Raw genomic sequence first — 16887 nt, 5'->3', positions numbered from 1 at the left:
GGGGTCAAACTGGACTGAATATAGACCGTTATCGGTCAGATCGCAACAGGTTACGAGACTGATGGTCGACGTTATTTTACATAACATAAATTATCGCATTTACGAACGAGCGTTCTATTTTATTCCGCTCGCCAGTTGCCGGACTTCATGGCTGCGTATCGGCCTGCGGTGCATAGTTGGCGTCATTGGCCCAAAGATCGATCTGCCGCGGATCGAGGGCCGGTCGGTGCGAATCAGGGTGCTGCGTGTCCCGGTCCTGCACGCTCGGACGCTGTGTGAGTTCTACAGGTGTGAAGACAGCTGCCGAGAAGATGACGCCAGGTGTGATCTGGATGCGCGCGTCGATATTCATGCACCGGCTCCCGTTGTAATGCGGCTGGTGCAACTTTCGAGGTAGATTGCCAGCGAACGTCGGCCTTCAACCACAACCTGCGCCTCGTCAGTTGCATAGAAGTCCGGCCGGCCGTTGAGACCCGGAAACTCGCCCCGATAGATACCAGTGACCGGATCAAACTCCACCACGGCTTCGTAGCCGTTGATCACTATGGCGCGAATCGACGCCCGGCGATCGGTCATGACGAGCACCTTGGGAATTGGATCAGCGTGCGTCGAGTGGATGCTCTTGCAGAAACGTCCGAAGGGCTTCGTTCATGCGTGTCTGCCAGCCTTCGCCCGTTGCCCTGAACACTTCGACAATATCCGCGTCGTATCGCATGGTCAGCTTGACCTTCGGATTTTCGAGCGGTGGCCGCCCCATGCGTTTCGGGGGCGCCCTTTGCGGACTGCTCATCGCATCAGGCAGCGTCGGCATGGCGATGCGTTATGTCGCCACGACCAGCAAGCAGACCGTCAACCGAGATGTCCTCGTCGATCTCGTCCCAATGCAGCCCTCCTGCGCTGATCTCGTAATGGAGCCGCTGCTCGGGCGTTGCGTGCAACAGTCTCGGAAACCAGGCAAGCGGAACGCCGAGCGTGCGCCCGTCCTCCAGTTCGACCCACATCGCGAAATCGTCGAACCGCAGCTCTCTAGCTGAAATGCTCATTCCACCTCCTTTCGATCAACTCGCGGTTCTGTTCCACCGCCTGCATCAGCAGCGCCTGCTCCTTCGCCGAGAACCCTGAACTGCTGGCCACATGAACGTCGGGATAGAGCCAGATCTTCGCCACACTTGAGCCCAGCTGGGCGTGGATGTGAACCGGCTCGCGAGGGTCGCCTTCATTCGAATAGAAGAAGAACCGGATACCGTTGTATCGAAAGACGACAGGCATTGACAACCCCGCAGAGATTGCATTTATTGTACCGTCAATAAGTCGGCGCCCAAAGGAGTTTCTGACGGTACAAAAAAGCGCGCCGCACCGCCCCGCGGCGACCTGACCATGCCCATCGGGATTCCGCCGAACGCAAGCCGCCCTCGCAGCTTATGTTTCAACCGGTTGGTTCCGCGCCGTATCCGGCGCGCCGGTCAGCTTGTTACGCATACGGCGGCATCATGCGCTGTAGCGTGACCTGCTCCATGCACGCCCCGCTCGTCGTCCCATACCGGCTGTATAGGGAGGGCAAACTGCGGCATGGCATTTGCACGGTGGCTTTCGTCACGCGACACGCTATTGGAGCCTGCTTCCCGTTTGACCTCGGGAAGCAGCACACCCGGCGTTGCGAAAACTGACAGGTCCCGTCACGTCTGAACAAGCTCAAGCCCGTTTTCGGCACACCATTGCCTCAGCGCATTTTCGACGGCATCGGCTTCAAACGCATACCAGCGTTCGAGAACGCCTTCACGCTCCAGCAAATCCTTGAAACGCGCATAAGCCCCTTGCCGCCGGAAAAATCCTTCGGCCCGGTCGTAACACGCAGGCAACTCCTGTGCGACAAAGCGCAAGGCGAGACGTCTTCCCAGATCGAGCTCGTTCTTATGCGGTATCGCGAGGTAACGATCAGAAGTTTCAAGGTCGTCAGGAAGCTCCTCGTCGAACGCGTCGCTGGAATCGGAAGTCCAATATATTTTGCCCGTATCGAGCGAGACATACGCGTTATGCTCTGTTGGCGCCGCGTAGCTGACGAAGTCGAAAGCCAACGAAAGATCGTCGTACCTGACTGTGACCATGGCTCTCCTCCGCCAGGGTTGTAACGTTCGAGCGACCAACCTGGCAGCCGGCTCGGGGGCGGCGTTCGCCGCCCGTTGCGCAGTGTCGGCTCAAAGCTCCTCGCTCGGGTCAGCGATATCGAGTCGAAACTGCCAGCCTTCTATGCTCATGAGCATTTGCCCAAGATCGTCCCACGAGACTTCCTTGCCGTCGACCACCACGAGTGGCAAGCGCCCCGCATGCGACGCATCCCATTCGATGTGCCCGCGCACCGTGCTATCGATGATCCGGCGCTCACGAAAGTCGATGTGCCTGACCGACAGCGCGCGACGCATCTTTTCGACGAGACGCCCGAGCAGCACGAACACGTCGTCCTCGGCTTCGCCGATCAGCTGGAATCGGTAACCGGCGCGAATTTCTCCGCGAAGCTCAAAAGCGTCCAGTGCAATCCGGTCGCCCAGGAAGCGGAGCTGGAAATGGAACTGGTGGGACTCTCCCTGGCAGTCGATCATCCGGATTGGGTCAAGCCGGACGTTCTCGAAATCCGCGAATCCGGTGGACTCGGCAATCCTGGCATTGAAGCACACCGTGCAGAGCAACTCATGGTGGCCATCGCCGGAGCCGCAGTGGATGATGTCCCAGGGCGGCGTCTGGCTGCCGCATTGTTCGCATCGCTCATGTGCCATGTCGTGTCTGCCCTAACAGGTTGCGGAAATACACCCCGACGGAAGCTGCCTTTCTCGATTTGCGCGACCGCCGTCGCTAAATCTTTCGCATTGTGCGATTTCAACGCGAATCAACTGTTTTAAAGCGGTCTGAGGCCGACTTCTGGCCTCATTGCCGCTCTTTCCCGCCGCTATGGGCGGACTTCTGCCAGCGATCGCATGCGCACGAGGTTGTAGGCCGCCATGTTCAACACAAACATCTGGTCCACCTTCTTCAAACCGCGCACCATCACCTGACGCATGCGTCCCACGGTCTTGGCCCAGCCGAAGCCTTGTTCTATCAACTTGCGCTTCTGCTGCGAAATGGCGTAGCCCACGCTCGAGGCAATCGTATCGGGCACCGCCGAACGTCGCCCCGCGGTATTTTGCGCAACGTGCGGTGTGACCTTCATCTGCTGGCACGCCTCGATGAATTCCTGGGCGTCGTAACCCTTGTCTGCACCCAACGTCACTTCTGCGTTCGGATCCTTTGCTGCTTGCCGCGCGTCGTGGACCATGATCTTGGCCGCTTCACGCTCGGCATGCCCGTCGGCGCGTGTCACGCGCGCATTGACCACCAGGCCGTGCCGGTTATCGGTCAGCGTATGGCCCATGTACCGCAATTCGCTGGCCGTTTTGCCTTTGCGATAGAGCTGCGCATCAGGGTCGGTTCTCGACTGATGTGTTTCGTTGCTGCGTTTCTCGCCCTTGAAGTCGCCTGCGCCACCACCATCGTTATCCTGATCGTCACCGTTCTTGCGTACGAAGCTCTTGTGTCCGGCCCACGCCTGGATCAGCGTGCCGTCCACGCTGAAATGCTCACCCGAAAGCAGACACTTCTTCTCGGCAATGGCCACCACTTCGTTGAAGAATTCGATGACCGCATCGTGCTTGATCAATCGCTCGCGGTTCTTCGTGAAGACCGTGGGCACCCACACCTCATCATCCATTGCAAGGCCGATGAACCAGCGAAAAAGCAGGTTGTATTGCACCTGCTCCATCAGCTGGCGCTCGGAACGGATGCTGTAAAGCACCTGAATCAGCATGGCCCGCAGCAACTTCTCTGGCGCGATGCTCGGTCGACCGCCCTTTATGTCGGATTCGTACATCCCGGCGAACAGCCGATCCATCTTCCCCAGCGCTTCGTTCGCCATCACGCGGATCGAACGCAACGGATGCGACTTCGGAACGAACTCGTCCAGCTTGCGTACAGAAAACAGACTCTCGGTAAACGTGTCGGCGCCGCGCATGATCTCGATGTGGCAAGTGGAAGTCCATCTATCAACGTTTGACGAACGCTCCGCGATGACGTGTTTCAGCGGTACTTCAGCAACCTGCTAATGGTTCTTCCGGCGATCGTCGGGAGGATAGATTCCGGTTGCCTCCTTCGGCAACGTTCGTCGCCGTTGGCGGCGACACGCGGCCTGACGAGCCTGCAATGGTGTGCCTGGGAACTGGCGAAGCCAATGCTACATGATTATCAGAGACTGCGAGCGCCTGCCGTGTTTCGGGCGTGACCGGAAACGCGATACGCCATCCACGATCGACGCGTTCGATGAGGTCATTTCCGCACGACATCCGCACAAGAAAGCGTAACGTCCCTGGGCAGCACCCCAGCACGTCAGTATGCACCACTGACGGTGGCGCGGCATGAGTTACACAACTTGCTGCGCCGGGCCGGCATGCTCATAAGATATTCACGCGTGGCTTCCGCGCAGACGCGCTACAGGGTCGGGAGCTCCGAAGCCGTCACCGTTTTAACAAAACCTATAGGATTACGAATTAAACATCGATCATTCTTTTTATGTAAAATTATTGATTCTGACCATGCGCTGGCTGAACGCCCGTCGGTCTGCATGAAACGATTTCCACTCGATCATCAACGAGAGTCGCAAGTCCGTATGGTTAAAGGGATTTGCAGTGATCGACATGGGCTTTTACCGTCAGGAAAACACGTCCTTTTCTGGCGCAGGATTCGGGGCGATTTGCGGAGCGCAACCTATCACTATCATTGATCAGCTTCAATCATACAGAACAGGCGACATGGAGTTGCCCCTGTAACTGAGGACACACGGACACCGTTAGGTTGATGACGCCGCAGCCCGCCTGAACTCGCGAGGCGAGCGGTATTTCAGGGCTTTGTGCGGGTGACGCTCGTTGTAATGCTCAAACGCAACAGCCAGACGCGAGAGCGCCGTCGGCGCATCGGGCTTGTCCATATAGGCGACGTAATTGTGCTTCATGGTCTTCACGAACGACTCGGCGTGCCATTGCTCTGCGGCGAGCGCACGGGCGTGGTCAGCGGTTCCAAGCCCAACTCGCGTGCAAAGCTCCGCGTGCGATGGTCGATGTAGGCCGAACCGTTGTCCGTCAGCCATTCGATGGGCCGCGTCGTCTGTGTGGTGCCGAAGCGCTGTTCGGCGGCCGCCAGCATCACGTCGCGCACCACGTCGCCGCTATGCCCACCGGTCGTCGCCGCCCAGCTAATCGCTTCCCGGTCGCAGCAGTCCAGCGCGAACGTCACGCGCAGCGGCGTGCCGTCGTCGCACCGGAACTCGAAGCCATCGGAACACCAGCGGGTATCACTGCGGTCGACGGCAACGCGACCGTCATGCCGCCGCTTGTCTCGACGCACGCCGGGGCGGCGCAGCAGCAACTGACGCTCGTGCATCACGCGGTAGACGCGCTTGTGGTTGATGCAAGGCGCGCCGACCAGTTCGCGACTGCGACGCAGCAGCGCCCAGATGCGCCGGTAGCCATAGGTCGGCAGATGCGCTATGTGGGCCTGGATTTCTTCGAGCAGCTCAGTGTCGTCTGTCGGCCTGGCGCGGCGACCATCCTGCCAACCGGACGAGCGAACCCGTTTCACCGCCACGCCAGAGCGCGCCACGCCGAGAACTTCGCAGACCGTTTTCAATGGTCGTCCCCCGGCAACAAGGGCGAGCGCGCAATCAGGTTTTTTGAGCGGCCCCACTCGACCGCTTCTTTCAGGATTTCGACTTCCATCGTCTTCTTCCCGAGCAGACGTTGCAGTTCCTTGATTTCCTTGATGGCGGCGGCCAGCTCCGATGCCGGGACAACGGTTTCGCCCGCTTGCACCGCCGCAAGACTGCCTTCCTGGTATTGCTTGCGCCAGCCGAACACCTGGTTCGGGTTCACGCCGTGCCGCCGCGCTACGGCAGATACCGATGCACCCGGCGCCAGCGTTTCCTGCACGATGGCGATTTTTTCCTGCGCCGTGCGTCGACGCCGCCGCTCCGGCTCGGTCAGAATTTCGATGGATTCCACGTAATGACTAGGCTTACTGATAGGCACAAGACTATCCCTTATTTTAAGAGAGTCCGCGTGTCCTCAGATACGTGGGGCCGCTCCACGACAAGACTTCAGGCCCTTCTGCACTGCACTCTCATGGGGGTTCGACGCGAAGATCGTTGCGCGAAACACTCATTCCTTCAATAGTGTTCGGCGTAGAAGTGCATGCATCGCGCCGTCCGAGAGCAGTTTGCGCAAAGAAAGAAGAGGACCAGCGCCGTTGGCGTTTTTCAGGAACAATCTCAGTCTTGAGATTTTTCGGCAAGTTGAAAGTCTCGAAGCCGTGTATTAGGGAAGGTCTGCACAACACGTTTTCAGAGCGCTAATCCTTTTCGAGGTTGAGCATATCGGCCGTAAGCTCTGCTGACAGGTTGGTTGTCCAGCTTTTGAAGCATGACGACCGCCGTTTGACGAGACTTACGGCCTGATCCGCCAGGTTTTTCACGCTTTGCATAGAGCCTTGCGCGCCATCCAGAGGTTGCCCAGCGCAAACAGTGTTGTGATCTGCGCCGTGTTCTTCACCAATCCCCGATACCGCGTCTTCGTATAGCCAAACTGCTGCTTGAGCACGCGAAACGGATGTTCAACCTTGGCGCGCACGCCAGCCTTCAGGCGCTCAATCTGGTTGTATATCGCGTCAAGACGATTGGTCAGCTCCAGTTGTCGACGTTTGCCCGGTCGCATCGCGACATGCCAGCGCACCGTGTTCGCCTGACAGCGCTTTTCAATACCCTGATATCCGGCGTCAGCGTACACATCCTTTTCTTGGCCGTGCAACAACGCTTCGGCCGCATTGATGTCGTGCACGTTGGCCGCCGTACCCATGACGGTGTGGACCAGACCCGACTCCGCGTCCACGCCGATGTGCGCTTTCATCCCGAAGTACCATTGATTTCCCTTCTTCGTCTGGTGCATCTCAGGGTCCCGTGTACCCGAGCCGTTCTTTGTCGAACTGGGTGCGCTAATCAAGGTCGCATCGACCGCTGACCCAGCCTTCAACATCAAGCCTTTTTCACTCAGGATCTCATTGACCAGTGCGAGCATCTGCGCGGCCAGACCGTGCGTTTCAAGAAGATGACGGAATCGCAGAATCGTGCTCTCATCCGGCAAGCGCGTCATACCTTCGCCCAGCCCTGCAAACTCACGATACAGCGGCACGTCATAAAGTGCCTCTTCCATTGCCGGGTCCGAAAGCCCAAACCACTGCTGCATGAAGTGAATCTGCAGCATCGTCGCAACCGGAAACGGTGGCCTTCCAGTCTTGCCCTTCGGATAGTACGGTTCGATCAACGCAATCAACCTCGACCATGGCACAACACGCCTCATCTCATCGAGAAATTCCCGCTTGCGCGTGCGTTTCGTTGAAAGATCCAGACCAAGACCGAGCTGTGTCATCGACGAACTCCTTAAACTTGCCTATCTTCCAGGATAGCCGAACGAAATTTCAACGCCAGGACTTTTGCAGACCTTCCTTAGATTTAGTGAGAATTACGGGCGTTAGCGAACGCCGAACGTTCACCTTTACATTGGCATGCTGAAAACCGCACCTGCGTATTTCCGTTCGTTGATAAACATTCTTTAAGCTTTCCGGAACGTCAGCTTAGCCGAATCGTATTTCTGTCGAGTTTTTTGACTATCCAGTCACGTGCCTCGCTCGCGCGACTCATCGGATAGGTGCGAACCTGGCCGTGAATCAGGAAGCGGAAGACGTCAATCGTGTGCCGTATCCATTCATGATCCGTCACTACTGCAATACCTTCCCATTTGAGGTAGTGGGAGGCACCAAGCTTCAAATCCTCCCACGCGGCGCCGGGTTCCATACTTATGAAATCAGGACCGAGTTCATAGTAAACCCGGATCTTCTCGTGACCAACCAGCGCCGCCTCTACAGCGGGTATTAAAACCCTCTCATAATCTTCTCGCGCGAGCTTGCCGTTCGCGCTGACCGCAACCACGTTCGCCGGAAAACCCTCGAGAATCTGGATCACGATCTGTCTCCATGGGTGGGACGGGCACGGGAACCCGCTCACTTGCAACCTGCATGCTTGTCAAAGTGACGGGGTAGTTTCTGCTCGTTGGACCGAAAAACCACGATTGCAGTTCAAATGCCGTGTTAGGGAAGGTCTGCAGAAGTCCCTGTATTGATGTGCGGGATTAAGTATCCTGGTAAGAACTTTGTGAGTCAGGAGAGCCTAGATGACGCAACTTGGTCGTGGTCTGGATTTGTCGACGAAGCGCACGCGCAAGCGGGAATTTCTTGACGCGCGGACGTACGCCCCTTACTGATCAAGTTGAAATGCCAGAATTTTAGCGAACACCTTGGGTCACTGTACACGAAGCTACTGGCACAGCTCGTACGGATCACGGTTCTCGTCGTCACCGGCATGAGCGATATTCTCAGCAGGGCGTTGTCAGGTTGGCGGGCCGGTCGCGTAAGATGGCGTGATGAAGAAAGCAGAATCGCTTTACCACGGTCATCGTTTCCCAGCACCGGTCATCTGCCATGCGGTTCGCTGGTATTTTCGATTCCAGTTGAGCTTGCGCGACATCGAGGAACTGCTCTTCGAGCGTGGCGTAACCGTGACATATGAAACGATCCGATGCTGCTGTGACAAGTTTTTGAAAAATCAGGGATGGGCAATTCTGCGTAACAACAGACTGCTCATCGCCAAGTGAATCATGGCTTCGGAGACGTCGGTAGGTTGCTCGTAATCTCACCAGCCGGCGCCAGCGAACCATCCAGCCGAAGGTGCGCTCCTATACCCAGCGTCGGGGCAACACGGCAAAGCCCATCTGCTGCTCGTGGCGGCGCACCACCTCGACGACGAACTCTAGCATGGCCGCCTTGTTCATCAGCGCCGTGCGGTCGTAGGCCCCGTCAGCGAACAGATGCTTCACTTCCGGCCAGCGCTTTCTCACCGCCTCCAGCACGGCTTGCGCTCCAGTGCTCCCAGCAGTATCGGCCGGCGTGAGATTGACCATCAGCAGCCGGCCATCGGTATCAACCGCGATATGTTCCTCCAAGCTGCGCAATTAGCCTGGAGGTCCTGCAGGTTCGCCCCGGGAGCCTTACGTGGCGGGCTGGTGGTCGTCCGATTGCCCGTGTCGCCTGAACCAGCGACAAAGTCTCACCACTGGCCTTCAATGGCGTTTGTGGGTGCCCGTATAAAGCACGGACACAAACGCGATCGAAGGGACTAGCAGAATCACGGCTAGCACAATGTAGTGGTCCATGGAATCTCCTACGCGCCATTGGTGGTGTGCGTATCCCATGGTAAGCCTATTTTTAACACATTGCCGATGGTGGTCTAAAGCACAGTGCCGCACTGCTCGTTACAGCCTACATAGACCTTTCAATCACGAGACGCTGCTCAAAAAATTAAGCACGCACTGGCGACCTGGTGTCGCACTGCACACGCGGGTAAAACCTTTATAGTGGTTGGGTTTGGGTCGCCCTCTTTTTGCAGTGCGGTCCAGATCGCCAGGCGCGATCGGACCCCGTGTGCGGCCTTGCCGGTTGTCGACAGTCATGGCGCCGAAGTGATTCGGCCCCCTGTCAGCTTCGCCAGTTTCTGCCTACACATCGAAAGGAAGTCCCTGTGAAATACATTCCCCGCATCGCCGCATCTGCTGCCCTCGTCGTCGTCGCCTTCACTGCTGTCACGTTCGCCCAGATCAAGTTCGCTCCGGATTCCGCCGAGAACAACCCGGTCGCCCGAATCGTCCTCAACGTCGAGTCGCAACTGAACGGCTGATCCCCACCGTCAAAGACAGGCGTCGTCCTCGGCGCTCTCGCGCCAGTCGCCACCCGTCTCGCGGCACCACGCGCACTGCTGGCAGGCAGTGCCAAACTCATGTTTGAGCGTAAGCGGTAAGCCATGAGCGTTATAGAGTTCGCGTAGATGTCGTTGCAGAATGCTCCTCGTTCAATGCGATCAGGAGCAGACGATGAAGGCAGCAGCGAAGCGAGAGGAAGTGGAATTAGCGTGGCGCCAGAGGCTGGCACGCTTCGCAGAGCGCGGACTGACGGTCAGAGCGTTCTGCCGTGAGGAGTCGGTGTCGGAGTTTCGCTTCTATCATTGGCGGCGGCGCTTGCAGGGCCTGGCATCTCCGTGTGGCGTGGATGCATCCGCCGGGGACTCGGCCTTTGTCGATCTGGGGACCATTGCGGCAACTGACACGCACATCAACCCGGGCACGCAGGCTGGACAGGCGAATCTGACGATCCGCCTCGATCTGCCCGGCGGCATCGTTCTGACAATCGCGAGAAGCTGATGTTCTTCCCTGAGCAGCAGGTACGTGTGTTCCTGTACGGCGCACCCGTGGACATGCGGCGCTCGTTCGATGGCTTGCACGCGATCGCACGCCACAGCATGCCGGTCGATCCACTTGGGGGCCATCTGTTCGCGTTCATCAATCGTCGTGCCACGCAAATCAAGGTGCTTTATTTCGATCGCAGCGGCTGGTGCGTTTGGGCCAAGCGGCTCGAGCAAGGCCGATTTCTGGCCAACTGGAACCGGGCGGACACGCGTGAGATCGATGTCACCCAACTGAAGCTGTTGCTCGAGGGAATCGAGGTCGTCCGGCAGCGGCATCGTTACCGGCACACGCAGCCACAGTCGCCGGTGAGGCCCTCGCCATGAGGCATGCGTTGCCCTATGATGGTGGCCATGCCATCGACTGCCGCCACCGACGAAACGCTCGTAGCGCTCACTGCGCACGTGGCGGCGTTGTCAGCGCGATGCGAAGCGGTACTGAGCGAGAACGCACAATTGCGCGCGCAAGTCGCGTGGTTCCAGCGCCAGCTGTTCGGCCGCAAGAGCGAGCGTCGCATCGTACAGCCCGATGCGGCACAAGGCACGCTGGGCGAAGCCTTCGATGCTGTGCCCGATGCACCGGCGCCGGGCAGGAAGACGCGCATAGCAGGCCACGAGCGCAGCACCACGCCCAGTCGCCCGGGTGTCGACGAATCAACGCTGTTCTTCGACGAGGGCAAGGTGCCGGTCGAAGTCATCGAGATCGCGAACCCCGAGAGCGCAGGTCTCGATCCCGAGGATTACGAAGTAATCGGCGAGCGTGTGAGCCACCGGCTGGCCCAACGTCCCGGCAGCTATGTCGTGCTCAAGTACGTGCGCCCGGTGATCAAGCGGCGCGATACGCAGGCACTGTCGTGTCCTGCGGCGCCGGTTGGTGTGATCGAAGGCAGCCGCGCCGATGTGTCGTTCATCGCCGGGCTGCTCATCGACAAGCTGGTGTACCACCTGCCGCTGTACCGCCAACATCAGCGGCTTGCCCAGTGCGGCATCCGCGTGTCGCGGCAGTGGCTCACGCAGATCGCGCAAGCGGCCATTGCGCTGATCGAGCCCGTCCACGACGCGCAGTGGCAGTCGATCCTGAGCTCGCGTGTCAAGCGCATGGACGAGACGCCGATCAAGGCCGGACGGGACGGCCCGGGCAAGATGAAGTCGGCGTACTTCTGGCCGGTGATGGGCGAGCTCGAGGAGATCTGCTTCCACTACCAGCCGAGCCGGCGGCAGGAGCACGTCGAGCAGTTGCTCGGGCAAACCGCGGCGGCTGGCAGCGTCCTGCACACGGACGGCTACAAGGCGTACGCCTGGTATGCGAAGAAGACGGGTCTGGCCCACGCGCAGTGCTGGGCGCACAGCAGGCGTGCCTTCGTGAAGGCCGAAGAGATCGAGCCGGCACGCGTGGCCGAAGCGCTGGAGCATATCGGCGCGCTGTATCGCGTCGAGGAAGACATCCGGCAGAAGGGCCTGACAGGCTCCGGCAAGCGCGCATGGAGGCAGCAGCATGCGAAGCCGGTGGCGCAGCAGTTCTTCGTCTGGGTGGACAGGCAGTTCGAAGCGCAAGGCTTGCTGCCGAGCAGTCCGCTCACGAAGGCGCTGGCCTATGTCCGTGAGCGCCGCGATGGCCTGTTGCTGTATCTGGATGATGCGGATGTCGAGATCGATACGAATTCATTGGAGCGGGCGCTGCGCGCCATCCCAATGGGCAAGAAGAACTGGATGTTCTGCTGGACCGAACTCGGCGCCAGGCAGATCGGTATCGCGCAAAGCCTGCTGGTGACGTGCAAGCTGCACGACATCGATCCCTACGACTATCTGGTCGACGTGTTGCAGCGCGTGGGCCAGCATCCGGCATCGCGCGTGCATGAACTCACGCCGAGGATGTGGAAATCACTCTTCGCCGGCAATCCCCTGCGCTCGCCCTTGCATCAGAGCGCCTGAGATCGCAAGAACGTCGGTGAATTACCGATTACCTACCAGGTGCGGGACGACACCGTTTTCATTCACCTCGTGGTCGACACACGACGCGACCTGCCGGCCATGCTCCAGAGGATCGTCCTTCGACTCATGTAAGCGTCAGGATGACGCAACAATTGTCCGCTGGCTGGGGCAATTGCAAACGAGAAACGACTGAACCGCCCCGGGTACCCTGTTCTGGACGATCGCCTTTTCGAAGTATCGCCGTGCCGCAGCTTTTGCACGATGAGCTCGCAGCAGGAAGTCAACCGTATTGCCAGCCTTGTCCACGGCGCGATACAGATATTGAATTGAATCGCCATTGCGACAGTTATTGTGCATTGCGCGCTGGCAGCCAAACTGGGCCCGTCAGTCAGCGCTGTCGCGCTGCTGTTTGCCCGCTGCCCGTTCGAAGCAACGTCGACAGCGCGCTTGCTTACCGCCGGATCTCGGGTTACGGGGTTTGCCGCGCAGCCGCCGCGAAAGAGGCCGCGAGGCAAACGCCAAGCGAACCGCCATTTCCGCACGAAATGCTCGCAGACGCGCGCCGCGCAAAGGCATCATGCCGATAAAGATCAACCAGAGCCGATCTCGGGTGCCGCGCTGGCGCCACCGTCTGGCCCGGCGTACCCAGGCGCAATCGCATCGCGCAGCCCGTCGAGGTCGCGATGCAGCGATACGATCTCAGTGCGCAACGCCCTGATGTCGCGATGCATCTCGACGCGCAACCGCCGCTCTTCACTGCCGATGAAATACGCTGCAATACCGGCAAAGGCCAGCGACAGCATGCCATAGCCGAGCAGCACGACGAATACTGCGAAGATGCGGGATGCGGGTGTCGTCGGTGCAAAGTCGCCATAGCCAACTGTCGCGCTACTTTCGAACGCCAGCCAAAGCCCTTCGGCGTAGCTGTGTACTCGCGGCTCCAACACGTAGAAGCCCGCACCGCCAAGCAGCAGCATGATCGTGCCCGCAAGCGGCAGCAGCGCGAGCCTACCTGGCTCGAAATACGCGCGCAGTGCAACAACGATCCGCACCGCGGTGACTCCCATCAGCAAGAGCCGTAGTGCCCACTCGAGCGTAGGCCATGGGGTCTGGCCGCCGATCATACTGAGCAACGCGCCGCAGGCAATCGCCACGTCGTACGCATTGCGACGCAGAAAACGCGCGGGTCTGCGGCTCGCATGGGCGGTCCACGCAATGGCACCCGCGCAGGCCACAGCCATGCAGCCGTAGAGCGCCCTCGCGGCCATGACCCCTGCGCTCGACGTTGCAAGCAACTCGAGATAGAAAGCCGGAATCGCAAGCAGGCAGCCCGCAAGCACGACCCAGCGTGCGCGAGCCCATGCATGCGACGCCGCTGCACCGTCATGCGAATCAATGCCGCCCAGTCCAGCTTTGTCCCAGTTGTCACTCATCTGCCACATCCGTCATCACGGGGGATTTATCGGCTGCGCGCCTCTTTAAATTTTCAATCGGCTCGCGCAACGAGCCCAAACCGGGTGTCACGCTTCACTTCAACATGGCAATGGAGTTTGCTCGCCGTGTCTTCAGGCAAGTAGATGGGGAACAGCGTCCCACGCCTGCACCAGTCAATCATGATGCAGATCAAATCAGCTCGAAGCGTGGACGAAGACAAGCTGCCGGACCTCGCGTGGACGGCCTGTACTGGGCGGCGTGTCCGCTTGCGACGGCCGGCGCAAGTGCGTGATTTGAATCAAGCGATTTTCTGCCGCCCTTAGCGTGAGTTGCGCATAGGGCCACCGTGTTCGCACGCCGGGCCTACATCCCGTCGACAACGACGCGGTATACCGCTCGCAAGAGGTGATTGATGATCATCATCGCCGCATTCATCGCAACTGTCTTTCTGTACTGTACGGTCTGTTATCCGGGCGTCTCGAACGAACAGTCCTCACTGCCCCGATCGTGTTTGCCGCCCTGATGCACTTCTCTCGCGAAGCGCTTCACGAACTCACGATCGTCCGCCATGACCTGCTGATCATGGCCGAGCTGGGCCTCGTAATGATCTTGTTCACCGACGCTTCACGGGTTCGCCCTTCGATGCTCGGGGGCGAGATCAATCTGCCTTCGCGCCGGCTAAGCGTGGGGATGCCGCTCACTATCGCGCCAGGCTTGCTTTGCGCCAAACTCGTCTTTCCGGTGCTGACCTGGCCGGAGGCGGATATCCTCGCTTCGATCCTCGTGCCGACCGATGCAGGCCTCGGTCAGATCATCGTGAATAACCCGCATGTTCCCGCGCGAATCCGCCAGACATTGAACGTGGAAGCGGGACTCAACGACAGACTTTCCGTGCCTTTTCTCATGTTCTTCATCGCGCTAGCCGAGGCGAGCGAAATGGGTGACCGCGGCACGGTCCTCGCGCGCTTTATGCTTGAGCAGCTCGGTTACGGCGCGTTGATCGGTCGTGCCCCAGTTCGGCTTCGCGGTCGTGGACTACGGCGTGCTAATCCTCACGGTGATCAGCATGGAGCCGGTGACCATCGCGCTGCGAGGCACACACTAGAGCCGGCCGACCACCTTGTTTATGTGCTGGTTCTGCCCGCGAAGGCTCGCCTCCATCGTTCTCGGGCTCGCCTATCTGGAAGGCGAGACGGCTTGCCCTGCGAGTCGACCATCAAACTCACGCTCATGGCCACGGTCCTTCTCAGCATCGTCGCTCAAGGGCTGTCGGCGCTCCCATCAATTAGCAGGTGTGCGAGATCTATCGCCGCCCTCGGATATCATGCGCCGGAGCATGCGAGCACCGAAGCGTACCGGGTGAGCAGCGACGGCGGAGCGCAATATCATCTGTGCGATCAACGATCTCGACGAGACGCCGCCCGCGCCCTGGGAGTGGGACCTTAAGCGCCTTGCCGCGAGCTCTTGGGAACGAGGAAAACCCGCAACTCGCCGACTTCAATACGAGTCGGCCTTTAATTCACCATCTTCCTGTTCGCGTGCCGACGCATTAAGTTGGATCAAAATCAGGTCCTGATCGAGATCCGATACAGCTAACGGCAGATTGCACGGCCGGCGTTGCAGCGCGACGGTGTGGCCGCTTTACCTGAGCATAGCGGCCGCTTGAATGACCGATAGACGCAGTCGCCGAGTAACAGCTCATGACGGGAACGGACTCAATGATCGGTGGCCAAGTTCGATCCAAGCGAAGTCACGTCGGCGGCTTCGACGAAACCGCTGGCCGAGCCACCCGCTGAAATTGACAAAGATCAAATCCCCCCCTCCGTGCGGCGCTCATATTGAAACTCGCGGCCGCCCTTGAGGTGCCGTCCCAGCGTGCCCCATCGCCCTACCCTTTACCTGGCCGGCCGCCCTTGTCACGGAGCCTAACGTGGAACATGCCACTCGACGCAGTGCGATACAAGTGATGTTGAGCGAACACAGTCGCCTTACGAGCATTGTCAGCGGGATGCTCCGCGTGGTCGATGACATGGCATACAGTGCCGGCTCGCCCAGCGCAATGCTCATGCGCGCGATGCTCTACTACATACAGGAATTTCCCGACCAGATTCACCATCCGAAGGAGGAGCAATACCTGTTTGGGCGACTTCGCGAGCGTACCGACGAGTGTAATGGCGTCATCGAGGAACTCGAGCGTCAGCACGAAGAAGGTGGCCAGCGTATTTGCGCACTCGAACGTGCGCTCACACGCTACGAGCTGGCAGGCGCCGACACGCTGCCTGCCTTGCGTGACGAAGTCATGAACTATGCAGACTTCTACGCCCGACACCGCCATCTTGAGGAGTCCGTGATCCTGCCCGCCGCGCAGCGCTATCTGACTGCCGCCGACTGGGTGGAAATTGATGAGGCGTTCGGCGCAAATCGCGATCCGCTCGAGAGTCTCGAAAGCGAGAGCAATCTCGATGATCTTTATGCCCTGATCGTTCAAACGATGCCCAATGCACAACCCCGAGCATGATTTTCTCTGTTTGCAGACACCCTGTCGTTACTACTTCAGAGTTTCATTTGCCGCGGCGGCAAAGCAAGAGTCTGGGGGCGGAGCAACGCTGGAGACCATTCGACGCCACCTCCGGGCTTATGGGTTTGGCTGCTGGTTTCAACGATCACCGCAGACCTGGCACATCGCAGGTACTCTCCCCCTCGGCGGGAACACGCACCATGAACCGTCATCGTGACGAAAGAAGACGATCGTGACAAACCCCACGGATGTTTGCCCCTCAAAGCGGACGAATCGGGAGCGCGACGCCTGGGTGCGACCGATCTGCACGAGGTGGGCGGGCGTCCGCTGAGTCGGCGCAAGCCACTTGTCGACGAGGGAGCGCAGAGAGTAAGCGGTGGTGCCCATAACACATTCCTCACGATCCATTTCCGATGACGTTGCTGCAATAGCGAAGCGTCAATTCCAGTATGGTTCGTGCATCGAGCAGCCGGTATCAGCCCAGACTGGAAATCATGTAGTCGACTGCCCGCCGCCGTAGGCGCAAGACTACGTAGCATGACCCAGTCGATCGGCTGAACCGGAGAGCGCCCCATAAGGCAGGCTC

At 59.3% G+C, this 16887-nt stretch carries 15 protein-coding genes and 7 pseudogenes; 8 read left to right on the top strand and 14 right to left on the bottom strand.

All coding sequences use genetic code 11. The annotated features are described in order from the left end of the window. Window positions 1-145: 145 nt before the first annotated feature. From PWP93_RS36180 to PWP93_RS36130, 11 genes and pseudogenes are all read right to left on the bottom strand, one after another. On the bottom strand, window positions 146-352 hold the full coding sequence (locus PWP93_RS36180; protein WP_421048271.1) for a hypothetical protein: 207 nt from the start codon (window positions 350-352) through the stop codon (window positions 146-148). Beyond that, window positions 349-576 carry a hypothetical protein gene (locus PWP93_RS36175; protein WP_421048270.1) on the bottom strand — a complete coding sequence of 76 codons (228 nt, stop codon included), beginning with the start codon at window positions 574-576 and terminating at the stop codon, window positions 349-351. The genes PWP93_RS36180 and PWP93_RS36175 overlap by 4 nt, the downstream gene beginning before the upstream one ends. Before the next feature lie 22 nt (window positions 577-598). Further along, window positions 599-763, bottom strand: a pseudogene (locus tag PWP93_RS36170) (BrnA antitoxin family protein); the annotation flags it as partial. A gap of 31 nt (window positions 764-794) precedes the next feature. Further along, a complete protein-coding gene (locus PWP93_RS36165) occupies window positions 795-1043 on the bottom strand; it encodes a DUF2442 domain-containing protein (RefSeq protein ID WP_421048269.1) in 249 nt (82 codons plus the stop codon). Next, entirely contained in the window at window positions 1027-1269 is a 243-nt protein-coding gene (locus tag PWP93_RS36160; RefSeq protein ID WP_421048268.1) for a DUF4160 domain-containing protein, read from the bottom strand. Before PWP93_RS36160 ends, PWP93_RS36165 begins: the two co-directional genes overlap by 17 nt. Window positions 1270-1676: 407 nt before the next feature. Then, a complete protein-coding gene (locus PWP93_RS36155) occupies window positions 1677-2105 on the bottom strand; it encodes a hypothetical protein (RefSeq protein ID WP_421048267.1) in 429 nt (142 codons plus the stop codon). 90 nt (window positions 2106-2195) lie between these two features. Further along, entirely contained in the window at window positions 2196-2771 is a 576-nt protein-coding gene (locus PWP93_RS36150) for a DUF7686 domain-containing protein (protein WP_421048266.1), read from the bottom strand. Window positions 2772-2941: 170 nt separating this feature from the next. Then, window positions 2942-4039, bottom strand: a complete 1098-nt coding sequence (locus PWP93_RS36145; RefSeq protein ID WP_421043649.1) for an IS5 family transposase — start codon at window positions 4037-4039, stop codon at window positions 2942-2944. Window positions 4040-4870: 831 nt separating this feature from the next. Then, a pseudogene (locus tag PWP93_RS36140) lies at window positions 4871-6068 on the bottom strand (IS3 family transposase). Window positions 6069-6542: 474 nt separating this feature from the next. After that, complete coding sequence (locus PWP93_RS36135; protein ID WP_421048265.1) at window positions 6543-7496, bottom strand: IS5 family transposase; 954 nt, start codon at window positions 7494-7496, stop codon at window positions 6543-6545. A 200-nt stretch (window positions 7497-7696) separates the two neighbouring features. Then, the gene (locus PWP93_RS36130) at window positions 7697-8089 is read right to left on the bottom strand and encodes an STAS/SEC14 domain-containing protein (RefSeq protein WP_421048264.1); all 393 of its coding nucleotides are present in this window, start codon (window positions 8087-8089) and stop codon (window positions 7697-7699) included. 457 nt (window positions 8090-8546) lie between these two features. Between PWP93_RS36130 and PWP93_RS36125 the strand changes: the two are divergent. Further along, window positions 8547-8720: pseudogene (locus PWP93_RS36125) on the top strand (IS6 family transposase); the annotation flags it as partial. Window positions 8721-8728: 8 nt separating this feature from the next. On the opposite strand, the pseudogene PWP93_RS36120 reads toward PWP93_RS36125, so the two are convergent. Further along, a pseudogene (locus tag PWP93_RS36120) lies at window positions 8729-9122 on the bottom strand (transposase); the annotation flags it as partial. Window positions 9123-9700: 578 nt separating this feature from the next. Between PWP93_RS36120 and PWP93_RS36115 the strand changes: the two are divergent. The 4 genes from PWP93_RS36115 to tnpC all read left to right on the top strand — a co-directional run bounded on the left by PWP93_RS36115 (window position 9701) and on the right by tnpC (window position 12349). After that, on the top strand, window positions 9701-9856 hold the full coding sequence (locus PWP93_RS36115; RefSeq protein WP_421048263.1) for a hypothetical protein: 156 nt from the start codon (window positions 9701-9703) through the stop codon (window positions 9854-9856). A 193-nt stretch (window positions 9857-10049) separates the two neighbouring features. Then, window positions 10050-10376 (top strand): IS66 family insertion sequence element accessory protein TnpA, encoded by a 327-nt coding sequence (tnpA, locus tag PWP93_RS36110; RefSeq protein WP_342964817.1) that lies wholly within the window; start codon window positions 10050-10052, stop codon window positions 10374-10376. Then, window positions 10376-10744 (top strand): IS66 family insertion sequence element accessory protein TnpB, encoded by a 369-nt coding sequence (gene tnpB, locus PWP93_RS36105; RefSeq protein WP_421043126.1) that lies wholly within the window; start codon window positions 10376-10378, stop codon window positions 10742-10744. The genes tnpA and tnpB overlap by 1 nt, the downstream gene beginning before the upstream one ends. A gap of 18 nt (window positions 10745-10762) precedes the next feature. Next, on the top strand, window positions 10763-12349 hold the full coding sequence (gene tnpC / locus PWP93_RS36100) for an IS66 family transposase (protein WP_421044971.1): 1587 nt from the start codon (window positions 10763-10765) through the stop codon (window positions 12347-12349). Between the two features lie 192 nt (window positions 12350-12541). Here tnpC and PWP93_RS36095 read toward each other — a convergent pair. Continuing rightward, window positions 12542-12673 (bottom strand): annotated as a pseudogene (locus tag PWP93_RS36095) (DDE-type integrase/transposase/recombinase); the annotation flags it as partial. A 266-nt stretch (window positions 12674-12939) separates the two neighbouring features. After that, window positions 12940-13782: a potassium channel family protein gene (locus tag PWP93_RS36090; RefSeq protein WP_421048262.1), complete on the bottom strand. Its 843-nt coding sequence runs from the start codon at window positions 13780-13782 to the stop codon at window positions 12940-12942. A 523-nt stretch (window positions 13783-14305) separates the two neighbouring features. Between PWP93_RS36090 and PWP93_RS36085 the strand changes: the two are divergent. From PWP93_RS36085 to PWP93_RS36075, 3 genes and pseudogenes are all read left to right on the top strand, one after another. Next, window positions 14306-14740: pseudogene (locus PWP93_RS36085) on the top strand (cation:proton antiporter); the annotation flags it as partial. A 409-nt stretch (window positions 14741-15149) separates the two neighbouring features. Next, window positions 15150-15245: pseudogene (locus PWP93_RS36080) on the top strand (DUF2252 family protein); the annotation flags it as partial. Window positions 15246-15713: 468 nt separating this feature from the next. After that, window positions 15714-16301: a hemerythrin domain-containing protein gene (locus PWP93_RS36075; protein ID WP_421048261.1), complete on the top strand. Its 588-nt coding sequence runs from the start codon at window positions 15714-15716 to the stop codon at window positions 16299-16301. Window positions 16302-16887 lie beyond the last annotated feature (586 nt).

The sequence above is a fragment of the Paraburkholderia sp. A1RI-2L genome (assembly GCF_048957375.1).
In the GTDB taxonomy this organism is placed as follows: domain Bacteria; phylum Pseudomonadota; class Gammaproteobacteria; order Burkholderiales; family Burkholderiaceae; genus Paraburkholderia.
This window is presented reverse-complemented; position numbering and strand designations above follow the sequence as displayed.